The organism is Mycetocola saprophilus (genome assembly GCF_000718085.1).
GTDB classification, from domain to species: domain Bacteria; phylum Actinomycetota; class Actinomycetes; order Actinomycetales; family Microbacteriaceae; genus Mycetocola; species Mycetocola saprophilus.
In genome coordinates this window covers 365,431-379,080 of sequence record NZ_JOEC01000001.1, presented here as the reverse complement: position 1 = coordinate 379,080, position 13,650 = coordinate 365,431, and the positions used below count along the sequence as shown (strand labels likewise).

At 67.4% G+C, this 13,650-nt stretch carries 16 protein-coding genes; 2 read left to right on the top strand and 14 right to left on the bottom strand.

The genetic code is table 11. The features are described from left to right. Nucleotides 1–10: 10 nt before the first annotated feature. Complete coding sequence (locus IE92_RS0101665) at nt 11–418, top strand: arsenate reductase ArsC (RefSeq protein WP_030143140.1); 408 nt, start codon at nt 11–13, stop codon at nt 416–418. Then, entirely contained in the window at nt 300–551 is a 252-nt protein-coding gene (locus IE92_RS19135; RefSeq protein WP_156027360.1) for an SDR family oxidoreductase, read from the top strand. The genes IE92_RS0101665 and IE92_RS19135 overlap by 119 nt, the downstream gene beginning before the upstream one ends. On the opposite strand, the gene IE92_RS17060 is transcribed toward IE92_RS19135, so the two are convergent. From IE92_RS17060 to IE92_RS0101595, 14 genes are all read right to left on the bottom strand, one after another. After that, nucleotides 548–1,198, bottom strand: a complete 651-nt coding sequence (locus tag IE92_RS17060) for a TetR/AcrR family transcriptional regulator (RefSeq protein WP_156027359.1) — start codon at nt 1,196–1,198, stop codon at nt 548–550. The genes IE92_RS19135 and IE92_RS17060 overlap by 4 nt on opposite strands. A gap of 83 nt (nt 1,199–1,281) precedes the next feature. Further along, nucleotides 1,282–1,599: a CHY zinc finger protein gene (locus IE92_RS0101655; protein WP_030143138.1), complete on the bottom strand. Its 318-nt coding sequence runs from the start codon at nt 1,597–1,599 to the stop codon at nt 1,282–1,284. Continuing rightward, entirely contained in the window at nt 1,596–2,882 is a 1,287-nt protein-coding gene (locus tag IE92_RS0101650; RefSeq protein WP_030143137.1) for a thiolase family protein, read from the bottom strand. Before IE92_RS0101650 ends, IE92_RS0101655 begins: the two co-directional genes overlap by 4 nt. After that, nucleotides 2,866–3,987 (bottom strand): class I adenylate-forming enzyme family protein, encoded by a 1,122-nt coding sequence (locus IE92_RS0101645; RefSeq protein WP_043321282.1) that lies wholly within the window; start codon nt 3,985–3,987, stop codon nt 2,866–2,868. The genes IE92_RS0101650 and IE92_RS0101645 overlap by 17 nt, the downstream gene beginning before the upstream one ends. A 158-nt stretch (nt 3,988–4,145) precedes the next feature. Beyond that, complete coding sequence (locus tag IE92_RS0101640) at nt 4,146–4,685, bottom strand: DUF4395 domain-containing protein (protein ID WP_030143135.1); 540 nt, start codon at nt 4,683–4,685, stop codon at nt 4,146–4,148. 110 nt (nt 4,686–4,795) lie between these two features. Beyond that, a complete protein-coding gene (locus IE92_RS0101635; RefSeq protein WP_030143134.1) occupies nt 4,796–5,236 on the bottom strand; it encodes a thioredoxin family protein in 441 nt (146 codons plus the stop codon). Between the two features lie 129 nt (nt 5,237–5,365). Further along, entirely contained in the window at nt 5,366–6,496 is a 1,131-nt protein-coding gene (locus tag IE92_RS0101630) for a fatty acid desaturase family protein (RefSeq protein ID WP_030143133.1), read from the bottom strand. Nucleotides 6,497–6,675: 179 nt separating this feature from the next. After that, nucleotides 6,676–7,845 carry an RtcB family protein gene (locus IE92_RS0101625; protein ID WP_030143132.1) on the bottom strand — a complete coding sequence of 390 codons (1,170 nt, stop codon included), beginning with the start codon at nt 7,843–7,845 and terminating at the stop codon, nt 6,676–6,678. Between the two features lie 111 nt (nt 7,846–7,956). After that, nucleotides 7,957–8,379 carry an alternative ribosome rescue aminoacyl-tRNA hydrolase ArfB gene (gene arfB, locus IE92_RS0101620; RefSeq protein WP_030143131.1) on the bottom strand — a complete coding sequence of 141 codons (423 nt, stop codon included), beginning with the start codon at nt 8,377–8,379 and terminating at the stop codon, nt 7,957–7,959. A 7-nt stretch (nt 8,380–8,386) separates the two neighbouring features. Then, a complete protein-coding gene (locus tag IE92_RS0101615; protein ID WP_043321281.1) occupies nt 8,387–9,184 on the bottom strand; it encodes an ABC transporter ATP-binding protein in 798 nt (265 codons plus the stop codon). Between the two features lie 11 nt (nt 9,185–9,195). Beyond that, nucleotides 9,196–10,281 carry a FecCD family ABC transporter permease gene (locus IE92_RS0101610; protein WP_156027358.1) on the bottom strand — a complete coding sequence of 362 codons (1,086 nt, stop codon included), beginning with the start codon at nt 10,279–10,281 and terminating at the stop codon, nt 9,196–9,198. Beyond that, on the bottom strand, nt 10,278–11,360 hold the full coding sequence (locus IE92_RS0101605) for a FecCD family ABC transporter permease (protein ID WP_030143128.1): 1,083 nt from the start codon (nt 11,358–11,360) through the stop codon (nt 10,278–10,280). Before IE92_RS0101605 ends, IE92_RS0101610 begins: the two co-directional genes overlap by 4 nt. Then, nucleotides 11,357–12,424, bottom strand: a complete 1,068-nt coding sequence (locus IE92_RS0101600; RefSeq protein ID WP_030143127.1) for an ABC transporter substrate-binding protein — start codon at nt 12,422–12,424, stop codon at nt 11,357–11,359. Before IE92_RS0101600 ends, IE92_RS0101605 begins: the two co-directional genes overlap by 4 nt. Before the next feature lie 338 nt (nt 12,425–12,762). Next, nucleotides 12,763–13,605, bottom strand: a complete 843-nt coding sequence (locus IE92_RS0101595; protein WP_030143126.1) for a helix-turn-helix transcriptional regulator — start codon at nt 13,603–13,605, stop codon at nt 12,763–12,765. Nucleotides 13,606–13,650: the final 45 nt, after the last annotated feature.

Sequence of the window (13,650 nt, the reverse complement as noted above, 5' to 3'; positions counted from 1 at the left end):
GAGGAGTCTCATGTCCCCCATCGCCACCGTTCTCTTTGTCTGCGTCCACAACGCCGGCCGTTCCCAGATGGCCGCCGGCTTCCTGGAGCACCTGGCCGGGGGCCGCGTCGATGTGCGTTCGGCCGGGTCCGAACCCCGAGATGCCCTGAATCCGGTCGCGGTCGAGGCGATGGCCGAGGTGGGCATCGATATCGCCGCCTACTCCCCCAAGATCCTCACCACCGATGCAGTCCGCGAGGCCGATGTGGTGATCACGATGGGCTGCGGCGACACCTGCCCAATCTTCCCCGGCAAGCGTTATGAGGATTGGGAGCTCACCGATCCCGCCGGGCAGGGCATCGAAACCGTCCGCGGCATCCGCGACGAGATCCGCGCCCGGGTCGAGGCGCTGCTCGCCGAGCTCACCGCCGGGCCGTAGGCCCTCGGAGCGTGGGCGGCTGGGAACCCCGGCCGATATTGGTTCCTATGTCACGTTTCTGGTATCCCCGGCGGGGCACTGGATCTCGGGTCAGCTCCTGCACGCCGACGGCGGAATCTCCGCGCGTTACTAACGAGCGACGCGCACCCGCAGGCCAAGACTCGGTGCCAGCGTCGCCACGGCGCGATCCAGCTGATCGAGGAGCACCTCGACGTTTTCGGAGCCGAGCGGAGCATTCAACCACGAGTGTTGGGCCGCCCGCACGGCCACCACGAACACCTCGAAGAGCAGGCGAGCACGCAGCGCCTGGGCCCCCGCGTGAGCGGCAATTGCCGCGGCTATCGCGGGGGTGAGGGCCGCACAAAATCCGAGATTGTGCGCGACGATCGACGCATGCTCACCCTCCAAGACCAGGGCCCGCCGCATGGAGATGATCCACTCGGGATCTCGCTCGGCGCACACTCGCGTGGCCTCGGCAAACGCCTCCTGAACCACCGCGAACACCGAAGCCCCGGATCTCACGTCGCGCAGCCGCTCATCCAGGATCGTCCTAAACGCGTTCCACTGATCCTGCAGCGGCATCATCGCCGCGTCTTCACGCCCCGCAAAATAGCGGAAAAAGGTGCGCTTTGACACTCCCACATCGGTGCACATGCGCTCCAGCGTTGGACCGCCCACGGCGAAGGACAGCTGGGCCGCATCCGTGAGAGTGCGCCGAGTCTCGGCCTTCTTGCGATCGCGCAGGCCACCCACTCGGGGACTCGATGACACCGTTACCATGACCACACAGTAGCATTTTTGGCACGCGGTGGCATTTGCGTCGGCGTGCCGCTCGGTTCCACTGGAAACTGAATGCCCGGTCCCTATGAGGCGAAGTACAGCGGGTAGTGCAGCGCGCACCCGGGGTTGAACGGTGCCGCACAGTGCGGGCACGCATCCGCGGCCATGTATTCGATGACACTGAGTTCGACCCCGCACATCCCGCACAGGACCGCGAGCCGATCTCGGGCGTCCGCCGGCCAGGGCGTGGCGGGGTGATCGGCGGTTTCCTGGTGGCACAGGTGGCAGGGATAGTAGCGATCGCAGCAGATGAAACGGATCGCGATCACATCCAGCTCGGTGGCGTAGTGGATGCAGCGGGTGTGCTCATCCACGGTGGGACCGTATACGCGCACGCTCATCGAACCACCTCCACAACCGCGGCCACGCCCATGCCTCCGCCGATCGATGCGGCGGCGATCCCCAGCGTGCCGGACGGCGCGCCCCCACGCACCAGACGGCTGAACAGCCGCACGATGCCCACGGCACCGCTGGCACCCCACGGATGCCCCAGGGCGAGCGCGCCACCGTCGGCGCAGACCCGGGGGTCGTCCTCATCCACACCGATCCGATCCAGGACGGCGAGGGACTGGGCGGCAAACGCCTCGACAATCTCGATGCCGGTGATGCGCGCGAGGGGCACGTCGGCATGCTCCAGGGCCGCCAGGATTGCCGGAGCCGCGCCGATGCCCGGGAGGGCGGGGTCACAGCCCACCACCGCGTGCCCCCGCAAAATCAGGCCCGGCGCTCCCCCGGCCAGCGCCCGCGGCACCACCACGGTCGCGGCGGCACCGTCGCCGATGCGGGTGGAGGTGCCGGCGGTCAGGCTCCCCCCGGGAAACAGGGAGGGAAGGCGACCCAGGATCGCCGCCGCTCCACCGATGGCGTCGTCGGCCTCAAGGCCGGCCAGACTCACCAGCTCGTCTCGGAAGCGTCCCGCGTCCCGGGCGGCCAGGGCTCGGGCGTGGCTCCGGGCGGCGTGGGCGTCCTGCCGTGCCCGGGAAATCCCGTTGGCGGCGGCAAGGTCTTCGGCGGCGCGGACCATATCGGGGTCAGGGAATCCCACGGGTGCAAACGGGGCGCGGTCATAGGCGATCCCGGCCATCGAGCGCACGGGGGCGGTCGACGCGCTCTCGACACCCCCGGCGATGCGGGGACGCGAATCGCCCGCCCGGATCGCGCTCACCGCGTCGAGGATTGCCGCCAGCCCACTGCCACACTGACGGTCGACGGTCTCGCCGGGGGTGTGGACGCCGAGGCCCGCGGCCAGGGCGGCGACCCGCGCCGGGTTGCCGCCGGGGCCCATACAGTTCCCGAGGATCACATCGGCAATGTACAGCTCGTCGGGCCGCGCACGGTGCGGCTGCTCGGTCGGCCCGGCCGCCCCGCGATCGGATGCGATCCGAGTGGATACCCCATCCGCGGACAACGCGGCCGGAGGCAACTCGGCCGGGGACGACGAGGCGGTGGATAACGAGGCGGTGGATAACGAGGCCGCGGACACCGCGGCGCGCGCGTCTCCGAGCGCCGCGACGATCACCGGTGCCGCCAGCTCCTCCACCCGGAGGTGAGAGAGGGCACGTCCACGGGTGCCGATCGGGGTGCGCCGGGCGGCGATGATGACGGGTTCAGTGTGGGACACGATCCACCTCTCCGGCGAGAACTCGCCGCACAATCTCGGCGCGGGCGGGTTTGCCCGCCGCGGTTCGGGGCAGACTCCCGGCAAACCAGAGCCGCGGGCGCTGGGTGGGGGCAAGCCGATCGGATGCCGCATCGCGCAGAGCGTCGAGTGTGAGCACCTCCCCCGGATCCCCGGGCGCACTCTCGGTCTCGACCATCGCCGCGACCAGCGACCCGATGTTTCCGGCCGGATAGCCGAAGACCACCGCGTCGCGAACCCCCGGGATGCGCCGTAGTCCGGCCTCCACCTCCTCGGGGATGACCGTGGCAGAGGCCGTCTGGATGGCACCGTCCGCTCGCCCACGCAGGCGCAGCACGCCGTGGTCAAGTGTGGCCAGATCTCCTACGGTGATCCAGTCCCCGTCTCGCCGCAGCGGCCCTGCCGCACCCACGTACCCCAGCGCGGTGAAGGGCGAGCGTACCCAAAGGACTCCCGCGCGCACCTCCAGTTCGACGCCGGGAAAGGCCCGCAGCCCGTCGCCGCGGTCGAGCGCCACAAACGAGAGTTCGGCGGCACCGTAGTAGGTGATCACTCGAATGCCGCGCTCCTCGGCGCGGGCTCGCAGGCGCGGATCCAGATGCGAGCCGCCGACGAGCGCCGTGCGGACCGACGGGATCGCCTCCGCGTCCAGCATCAGCTGAAGCCCCTGCGGGGTTCCGTGGAAGGCCTCGGCCTCCCGGATCGACTCGGGGTCAAAAACCGGACGCGGTCCCAGTCCCGAGCGCGCATGGGCAAGCGAAAACAGGGTGAGCGAGGATACCGGGGGCGCGGGTAGAACGACCGTTGCAGCATCGCCGAGCACCTCGGTAATTGTCGGGAAGGACGCGGCCCAGGATTCCTCCGAGCGCAGCAGGATGCGCGGGGTACCGCTGGTTCCGGAGGTGACGCTAGCCCATGCCGCGCCGACGGGCGGGGTCGCGTCCGCCGCCAGCGCGCGCACCGCGTCCCACCGGGTCGAGGACCAGCGGGAATCCCCGATCAGCGGGATGTCTCCGGCCTCACGGACCTCCTCCAGGCGGCGCAGCACCGCATCCGTGTCCCCACGAAACGGGACGATTCGTGGACTCACGAGACCTCGGTCCCCTCGGGGAGCGCCGGGGCTCCCAGGCGTTCCGTACACGCGTGACTCACCACAACCTCCCGACCTGAACGGCGTTCTCCTGAACAATGTTCACTCTAGTCGGGGCGGCCGCCGATCCCCAAACGCGCCTGCTCTCGGCAACGAGCCTAGACCGCGGCGCGTTGCCCGCGTCCGATCAGCCCCACCCGCACCAGCAGCAGGTAAATCTCGCAGCCGAGGCAGAACCCGATTGCCGCGTTGAGGAAGGCGGCGATGAAGGCGGCGGATCCGGCGATCACCAGCGCCCAGGGCACCCCGATCAGGTGCAGCAGCAGCCCGATCCCGACGACGGTGAGGCCCACGGCCTGGGCAAAGCGCGGCGGCCGGGCATCCTCCCACTCGGTGGGCGGCGCGAGGCGCGGGCGCACCAGGCGTCGGAAGATTACGGTCAGCGGCTGGCTGGCCGGGGCGATCAGCGACCAAGCAAACAGGACCGCCACCAACAGCTGCACGAGGAATCCCGGGTCGGCAACCCGCTGCCCCAGCGAGAGCCCGCCGAGGTTGCCCCCGGTCGAGGTCCCGATGAGGGAGAGAAACACCCCGATAATCAGCAGCACGGAGGTGATGGCCGCCCCCACGCGCGGCGCACGCGGGTCGACGGTGCTGGGCGGAGGCCCGGGGCGAACGTGGTTTTCAGCTGCGGACATGGGATTCTCCAGGATCGGGTTCGCTGACGGGGACGGCTGCTGGTTCGCTCTCGATGTCGGATGGTCGCCAGGATGCGCTGAATGCGTCCAGCCGCGCCGACAACGCAGACTCACCCCCGCGCACGGGTTCCCTCCCCCACCACATCAAGCTCGGCGATCACGCTCTCCCGCGCGATCACTCCCGACAACCGGGCGGCGGTCCGTCCGGCACCATCGAGGACCAGCACGGTCGGGGTCTGCAGGAGGTTGAATCGACTCGCGAGGGCGGGGTTGTGGGTCACATCCACGTGGACAAAACCAACACCCTCGCGCTCATCGGCGAGCGCTGTCAGGAGGCGTTTGGTACCCGGGCAGCGCGCGCACACCTCGGTGCTGAACTGCACGACGGTGGCCGCGGACCCCAGGGCGTCCACACCAAATAGACCCGGGTCCAGGCGATCATCCACGGCGGGATGGGAAACCCGGCCGCCGCGGGCGCGCAGCACCAGCCCGATCACCAGGGAAAGCACAACGAGGCCGGCCAGGAAGGCCAGCCCCGTCAGCGGAGACATCGTTACCGCCCGATCCGCGCCGGGGCACGGCGCACGTGCGAGGCGGAGGGCGTGGGAGTAATCATGGTGCGAGCGTAGGCTCAGGATCCCGCGGGCACAACCCGTGCCCGTCACATGCGGTAACGGGTGTTACACCCCCAGCTGTCCCCCGCCGCGACGCATCTGCGCGGCGGCCGGGCAGTCGAACGGGTCTCGGGCGGCGAGGCCGACCCGGTTGAGGTAGGCGATCACGATCGCGTAGGAGCGCAGCACCGAGGTTTCGGTGTAGGGAACCTCGAGGGTCTTGCAGTGTTCGCGGACAATCTTGCGGGTGGCGGCCAGGTGCGGGCGCGCCATGCTCGGGAACAGGTGGTGCTCGATCTGGTAGTTCAGGCCGCCCATGAACCAGGCGACCCACGGTCCACCGTGGATGTTGCGGGAGGTGCGCACCTGCTTGGAGAAGAAGTCGAGACGGGCCGAGGGATCGATGATCGGCATGCCCTTGTGGTTGGGGGCGAAGGAGGCACCCATGTACACCCCAAACACGGCCATCATCACGCCGAAGAAGGCGAAGGCCATGCCCAGCGGCAGGAACAGGAACAGCGGGGTCAGGACCAGGGCGAAGCGCGCCGAGATCATGCCGATCTCGATCCAGCGACCGCGGACCTTACCGGGGCTTGCCAGGTGCTTGAAGCCCAGGAAATGCAGGTTCAGGCCCTCCAGCGTGAGCAGCGGGAAGAACAGCCAGCCCTGACGCTGGGTGATGAAGCGACGCACTCCCGTTGCGGTGGCCGCGTCCTCCTCGATAAACGAGATGGTGTCCAGCTCGATGTCCGGGTCCTTGCCCACCTTATTGGGGTTCGCGTGGTGACGGCTGTGCTTGGAATCCCACCAGGAATAGCTCATTCCCACCACCGAGGTGAGCACCCGGGCCAGGCGGTCGTTCGCCGGACCCGAGGCGAGGATCTGACGGTGTGCGGCCTCGTGAGCGAGGAAGGCAACCTGGGTGAACAGGATGCCAAACACCCCGGCGAGGATCAGCTGGAACCAGCTGTGCCCCAGCAGAATCGATCCGGCAATCGCTCCGGCAAACGCCACCGCTAATCCCGCACCCACGAGCGCGTAGAACAGTGGCGCGCGCTTGAGCAGACCGGCCGCACGCACCTCGGCGGAGACCTGCTTATAGGCGTGGGCAATCGGCGGGAAGTCGCTGGTCTTCGCCGTGGTGCGGCGGACCGGACCGAGGGTGGAGGTTGCGGGTTCGGCGTACGTCGATTCCATAATCGGCACCGTTCTTCTGGCTAGCAGCGCTTCGGGGAGAGACGTGGCTGCAATGAAGCGAAGGGCGGTTGCCGATTGCTGTCCCCAGTCTAGGTGCAACGGTATACGCGGCTCGGTATGCACAGGAGAGTCTCATGCTTCGGCGCACACATATCGGGTGCGCCGAAGCATGGAAGCGGCTAATCGCCCTTGACGTTGACGATCTGCCGCAGGGTGTGCAGGATCTTCACCAGGTCCTTCGAGTCCTCCATCACCACGTCAATGTTCTTGTACGCGGCGGGAATCTCATCGATGAAGGCGTCGGTATCGCGGTATTCGATCCCCGCCATCGCCTCCCGCAGCTGCTCCCGGGTGAACGCCTTCCGGGCGGCGCTGCGCGAGTACTCGCGCCCCGCTCCGTGCGGCGAGGACTTGAGCGCGACGGGGTTCCCGAGTCCCTCCACCACGTAGGAGCGGGTACCCATCGACCCCGGCACGAGCCCCAGCACACCGGCCTCGGCGTTGATCGCGCCCTTCCGAGACACCCACACCTCCTTGCCGAAGTGCTTCTCGCGCGCGGTGTAGTTGTGGTGACAGTTGATCCGCTCGTGCTCGGTGACTCCGTCCCCCGTCCACTCGGCGAACCGGGCCACCACCCGGTCCATCATCTCCTCGCGGTTGGCCAGGGCGAAGTCCTGAGCCCAGTGCAGCTCCTTAATGTAGCGCGTGAACTGCGTGGTTCCCTGGGGCAGGTAGGCGAGCGCGGGATCGGGAAGCGAAATCCACCAGAGGGTAGCCAGCTCCTGGGCGACCCGAATGTGGTGCTGCGCGATCTTGTTCCCCACCCCGCGCGAACCCGAGTGCAGGAACAGCCAGACGCGATCCTCCTCATCCAGCGAGATTTCGATGAAGTGGTTGCCGGAGCCGAGCGATCCCAGCTGCAGCCGCCAGTTCGGGGCGTATGTGGCGGGATCAAAATCGGCGCGTCTGGCCGACTCCTCCAGGGCGTCGTTACGAGCCTTCGCCGTCTCGGTTTCCTCGGTGTTGTACTGACCGGCCGACAGCGGAATCGCCGCCTCGATGGCCTCCCGCAGGAGCGCCCGATCCAGGTGCGCGATGGATTCGGCGGTGTGCTGGGTGCGCACGGCGATCATGCCGCACCCGATATCCACCCCCACCGCCGCGGGAATGATCGCGTTCAGGGTGGGCAGCACACTGCCCACGGTTGCCCCCATGCCGAGGTGAGCATCGGGCATCAACGCAATGTGTGGATAGATAAACGGCAGACGAGACGCGGTAAGCGCCTGCTCTCGCGTCTTGGGTTCCAAAATCGACGCCCAGCTCATCAGCGTCTTCGAAATCTTTTCCATGCCGTTATCCCTTCACATGGTCGCCATACTCGGCGGAAGGACCCACCGTCCATCGATGGGCAACTGGCCAGTATATGCACAAACGACTCGCGAGGCGATAGAACTCACAAATTAGTCGGCGGCGGGCCGGCGGCGGTTCTGTTTGGTTTGGGAACGCTGCCCCTTGGCCTGCAGGCGGCGCTGCTGGGATCCGCGGGTGGGCTTGGTCGCGCGGCGGCGCGGACCGTCGGGGCGCAGGGCCGTCCGCACCCGCTCACCGAGTTTGACCAGGGCCCGCTCGCGATTGCGCAGCTGGGAGCGCTGTTCGGAGACGGTGATCTGGATGACCCCATTCACCAGGATTCCCGGCAAACGCTCCAGCAGTCGTTCGCGCTGCTGCTCGGTGAGCACCCGTGATTCGGCCACGTTCCAGCGCAGCTGCGCCTGCGAATCCGACGTGTTCACGTGCTGGCCGCCGGGACCCGAGGAGCGCGAGAAACTCCACTCCAACTCGGCGGCCGGAATGGTGAGCGAACGGGAAACCTCAAGATCCATATTCCCCTCAGCGTACAGCCGCCCGACGCCCACCCAGCGGCAGCACCAGCGGGGTGCCCGAGATCGGATCGGTGATCACGCTGCAGGGCAGGTCGTATACCGCCTCCACCAGCTCGGCGGTGATGATCTCGCGCGGATCCCCCTGCGCCACGATTGCCCCGTCGCGCATCGCCACCAGGTGGGTCGCGTAGCGTGCAGCGTGGTTGAGATCGTGCAGCACCGCGACCAGCGTGGTCCCGCCCTGATGCAGCTCGGCGAAGAGCTCCATCAGGTCGATCTGGTGTGCGATGTCGAGGAACGTGGTGGGCTCATCCAACAGCAGGTGTCCGGTCTGCTGGGCGAGCGCCATCGCGACCCACACTCGCTGCCGCTGGCCACCGGAGAGCTCATCCACCAGGCGGCGCGAAAGCTCGGTGGTGCCGGTCGCGTCCAGCGCCTCGGCCACCGCCCGCTCGTCCTCGCGGCTCCAGGTGCGCATCGCATTCTGATGCGGGAAGCGTCCGCGGCCCACCAGATCGGCCACGGTGATCCCATCCGGCGCGATCGAGGACTGCGGCAGCAGCCCCAACTTACGCGCCGCCTCCTTGGGTTTGAGCGAGCGCAGCTCGGCACCGTCCAGCAGCACCGCCCCGGTGGTGGGCTTCAACAGCCGCGCGAACCCGCGCAGCAGCGTCGACTTTCCACACGCGTTGGGACCGATGATGATCGTGAACGAGTTGTCGGGCACCTCGAGGGAGAGTCCCGAAATGATCGGGTCGCCGGTGTACCCGAGGGTGATATCCCGGGCGAGCAGGGAGGCGGTCATGGGTATTCCTTTCACGAGCGTCGTGAGTATTGCCGGGCGAGCAGCCAGGCCAGATAGAGTCCACCCACCGAGACCGTGACCACGCCCACCGGAACCTCCAGCAGCTGGGCCGCGGCATCCGAAACCACGACCAGGGCGGCGCCGGTCAGCATGACCGGGATGGTCCCCATCGGGGTGTTTGAGCGGATCAGACGCTGGGCAATCTGCGGGGCCGCCAGCGCGATGAATGAGATGGGTCCGGCGGCCGCGGTGACCAGGGCCACCAGGGCGACGCCGATGATCATGGCCGAAAGCCGCGTGCGGGCGGGATTGATGCCGAGCGCGGTGGCCGCGTCGTCCCCCATTTCCAGGACCGGGAGGGTTCGGTTCAGCGGGAGCGCTACCACGGCCACCAACACAAACACGATGGCCGCGGGCACCAGCTGATCGAAGCCGAGCGAGGCGATCGATCCGGCACCCCAGGTCGCCGCCATCATGGCCTTTTCCACGCTCACGGTGATCAGGATCCAGGAGGTCAGCGATCCCAGGCCCGCCGAAACCCCGATGCCCACGATGATGAGTCGGAACGAGGACATCGTGTTCTTATTTGCCAGCACGTAGACCAGCAGCGCGGTGAACAGACCACCGGCGAGCGCCCCCACGGCCTTAAACGCGTAGGTGTTGAGGTTGAACACAAGCATCAGCAGGGTCACTCCGAACTGGGCGCCGATACCAAACCCGATGATGTCCGGGGATCCCAGCGGATTGCGCGTCAGCGACTGGAAGATACCGCCGGACATCGCCAGGGCCGCCCCACACAGCACCGCAAACAGCACCCGCGGCAGCCGCCATTCGAACACAACCTGTCGAATGTCGGGGTCGGCGGCGGGGTTGACCAGCGCGTTCATGACCTCGCCGAAGGAAACCTCATAGGCACCGATGGTCATCGAGTAGAGACCGCCAAACAGGATGACCGCCAGCAGAATCAGCGAGATGACCACCGAGCGCGCCGGAATCTGAGCGGCAATTCGTCTGGTCTCGATGCGGAAGTGGCGACGGCCAAAGTCCACCGGAGGAAGCTCACGCCGGGAGGCGCGGGACAGATTGTCGACGCTCACAGCGTGCTCACCCGCTTACGACGCACCAGCGCGATCAGCACGGGCGCACCCAGCAGTCCGGTCACGATGCCCACCCGCAGCTCGCCGTTGGGCAGCACCACGCGGCCCAGGATGTCGGCAAGGATCAGGAAGATCGGCCCCACCAGCATCGAATAGGACAGCACCCAGCGCTGATCCGGGCCGGTAAACCAGCGGACCATATGCGGGATCATGATGCCCACAAAGGCAATCGGTCCGGCGGCGGCCACGGCCGTGCCCGCCAGCAGGGTCACCGCGATGATGACCAGCACCCGGGTGGTCGCGACGCGGGCACCGAGGGACTGGGCCAGGTCGTCGCCGAGGGCCAGCGCATTGAGCGAGCGGGCACAGATCATGCCCAGCACCAGGCCGGCGACGATCAGCGGGATCGCCCAGGTGAGCTGATCCATCGTGCGCCCACCCACCGAGCCCACGCCCCAGAACCGGGTCACATCCAGCGCGCTGCGGTTTTGCAGCACGATCGCGGTGGTAAATCCGGTGAAGGCGGCACCGAGGGCGACTCCGGCGAGGGTTAGCTTCATCGGGGTGGCCCCCGAGGATCCAAACGATCCCAGCGCGTACACCATCAGGGTGAGCAGCAGCGCACCGCCCAGGGCGAAGGGCACGTAGCTGCCGGGGGTCGTGAAGCCCAGCACACCCACGGCAAAGGTTACCGCGAAGGACGCCCCGGCGTTGACCCCGAGGATCCCCGGATCGGCCAGCGGGTTGCGGGTGAACGCCTGGATCAGCGCGCCACAGACGGCTAGGGCGGCCCCGATAAAGATCGCCAGGATCGTGCGCGGCAGGCGCAGCTGCTGGACCATGAGGTGCAGCGGATTGTCCTCATCGTAGGCGGTCAATGCGGACAGCACGGTTGCGGGATCGATCGCCCGGTTTCCCACCATCAGCGAGGCGATCACCGCACACACCAGGATCCCGGCGACCACAACCAGCCCAATGACCTTGAGCCCGGTCCGCCGGGGAGCGTCCGTGCCGGGCGCGCGGTCGCCCGCCCCCGAAGGTTCCGGGAGCGGGCGGGCGGTGGTTACTTCGGCTGTCACTTGCCCGTGTTGGTGGGCTTGCCCTCAAGCGCGGCGGCGAGATCGTCGACGTACTTGGGGAGGATGTACTTCAGAGAGAGCACGGTGGGCGCGCTGATCGCGGCAGCCTCGGCGTCCTCGTTGTAGATCACATAGTGCTTATTCGCGATGGGCTCCCATCGCGAAACAATCTTGTTGTCCACCGTGTAGACGCCGTCGTTGTGGCTGCTGCCCCAGGCCACGAAGAGGTCGGCGGGCACGTCGTAGAGCTTTTCCAGGCTGACGCCGGTGTACCAGTTGTCACCCTCGGCGCTCTTCAGGAACGAGTCCATGGCCGAGGTCGAGGTGAAGCCCAGCGCCTCGGTGATGCGCACGCGGCCGTCGTACTTGAGGTAGACGCCAAGGTCGGTGCCGCCCTCGTTCAGGGTCAGGCCCCAGACGAAGGACTTGCCCTTGAACTCGGGGTGCTTACCGGCCAGGGTCGAGACCTGAGTCTCGGTTTCCTTGATCAGGTCCTCGGCCTTCTGGTCCTCCCACATGGCCTTGCCCACCACGCGGGTCATGCTCTCCCAGGTTCCCGGGTTCCACGGGCCGTCGATATAGGGCACGGTCGGGGCGATTTCGGACAGGCGCTTGTATTCGATGTCGCTGATGCCCGAGTACAGGCCCAGGATCAGATCGGGCTTGAGTGCCTTGATCGCCTCATAGTTGGGACCCTCGTCCCCGGCGGGGATGATCTCGGGGGTCTTGCCAAATTCCTTCTTGGTGTAGTCCTCGAACCACGGGGTAAACCCGCTGTCACCGGCACCCCACACCTTTTCCACGCCCACGGGGTTCACACCGAGGGCGGCAACGATATCGGGGGTCATCCAGCTCAGGGCGACCACGCGCTTGGGCTTCTGGGGGATCTTGGTTTCGCCGTGGGCGTGCTTGATGACCACGCCGGAGGTGGCGGCGGGGACATCGGATGCACCCGGCTTGGCATCGGCGCTGGCGCATCCGGCCAGGGCAAGGACGGCGGCCAGCGCGACGGCGGCCAGCGTGGTTACGCGGCGGGCCTTGGGGCGCGCGAGGGCGTGCGGCATGGTTCTCCTTGAGAGTGTTGGGGAAAGTGTGGCCGCGTCGACGCAGCTTGATTAGGTAACGCTAACCTAATACGTCGATGCTAGGACGGATCCCCACCGCACAGTGTCGCCAAACCGACGATTTATGTCTTTATTTCGACAATTCAGGGAAAATCGAGCAACACGCCGGGGCTCCGACAGCCGGTCGGAAACCCGCAGGATTGCGCGGGCATACCCCCGAACGCTCCCTGCGCCGACGAAGGTTGCGAGAGCACAGCGGAGACCCGGCTGGCCATCACCGGGTGAGGCGCAGGCACACCGCCATAATGACTCGTCGGCATCACCGGGAGCGACGGGGCCTAGCGCCAGTAGAGATGGTGGGCCGAATCGGCCTCCACCCGGGCGATGTGCTGCCGCGGGGTCATCCCGAACCGGTCCCTGAATGCCGCCGAAAACGCGCTGGTACTCGCGTATCCGCAGCGGTGGGCGGCAACCCCCACGGGGGTGCCGTCCACGATCAGGCGCGCGGCCAGGGTCATCCGCACCCCGGTGCGCCACTGCCCGAAGGTCATTCCGACGTCGTGCGCGAAGACCCGGGCCACCATCCGCTCATGCAGGCCGTGCAGCGCACACAGCTGCGCGGCCGTGCGTGAATCGCCGGGATCGGACAGCACCGCCTGGGCGAGAGCCTGGACCCGCTCATCCACCGGAAGCGGAACCTCTCCCCATCCCTCGGCGACCTCGGCGGCCGGCTGCTGCACCATCTCGATCAGGACGGACTGGATGCGGATGCGCAGGTCATCGGGCATATCGTTGATGCCCAGATGCAGCAGCATCTCCTGAACAGCCCGGGGCACGAGCACGCGGGCAGTTTCCTCGACCGGGGCCACCAGGGCATGGTCGGGGATGTAGGTGTAGCAGCCGGTTGAATCACGATCGTGACGGGAGGTGTGCGGGGTACCCGCGGGAATCCAGACCCCCTGCCCCGGGGCCAGACGCCACATCGCGTCCTGCAGGTACACCCAGACGGTCCCCCGATAACACCAGGCGAGCATCGCATCGGGATGGGTGTGTGGCGGAGAAACCGGCCGGGAATGCCCGTCCTCCGGAGTGACCACCCCGGTGCCCATCAGGTACGGCGAAACCACCGTGGAGGCGTATTCCCGAAAGGCCTCCCACTCGTCCTGCCGATACGCGTTCATGAGGCCCCATGTTACCGGCGGTGACGTCCAAGATTTAGCGATTGT

Bases quoted from the DNA above. Each gene is read 5' to 3' on its own strand.
- IE92_RS0101665 (WP_030143140.1), top strand. From the start codon at position 11: ATGTCCCCCATCGCCACCGTTCTCTTTGTCTGCGTCCACAACGCCGGC.
- IE92_RS19135 (WP_156027360.1), top strand. From the start codon at position 300: ATGAGGATTGGGAGCTCACCGATCCCGCCGGGCAGGGCATCGAAACCG.
- IE92_RS17060 (WP_156027359.1), bottom strand. From the start codon at position 1,198: ATGGTAACGGTGTCATCGAGTCCCCGAGTGGGTGGCCTGCGCGATCGC.
- IE92_RS0101655 (WP_030143138.1), bottom strand. From the start codon at position 1,599: ATGAGCGTGCGCGTATACGGTCCCACCGTGGATGAGCACACCCGCTGC.
- IE92_RS0101640 (WP_030143135.1), bottom strand. From the start codon at position 4,685: ATGTCCGCAGCTGAAAACCACGTTCGCCCCGGGCCTCCGCCCAGCACC.
- IE92_RS0101635 (WP_030143134.1), bottom strand. From the start codon at position 5,236: ATGTCTCCGCTGACGGGGCTGGCCTTCCTGGCCGGCCTCGTTGTGCTT.
- IE92_RS0101630 (WP_030143133.1), bottom strand. From the start codon at position 6,496: ATGGAATCGACGTACGCCGAACCCGCAACCTCCACCCTCGGTCCGGTC.
- IE92_RS0101625 (WP_030143132.1), bottom strand. From the start codon at position 7,845: ATGGAAAAGATTTCGAAGACGCTGATGAGCTGGGCGTCGATTTTGGAA.
- arfB (WP_030143131.1), bottom strand. From the start codon at position 8,379: ATGGATCTTGAGGTTTCCCGTTCGCTCACCATTCCGGCCGCCGAGTTG.
- IE92_RS0101615 (WP_043321281.1), bottom strand. From the start codon at position 9,184: ATGACCGCCTCCCTGCTCGCCCGGGATATCACCCTCGGGTACACCGGC.
- IE92_RS0101600 (WP_030143127.1), bottom strand. From the start codon at position 12,424: ATGCCGCACGCCCTCGCGCGCCCCAAGGCCCGCCGCGTAACCACGCTG.
- IE92_RS0101595 (WP_030143126.1), bottom strand. From the start codon at position 13,605: ATGAACGCGTATCGGCAGGACGAGTGGGAGGCCTTTCGGGAATACGCC.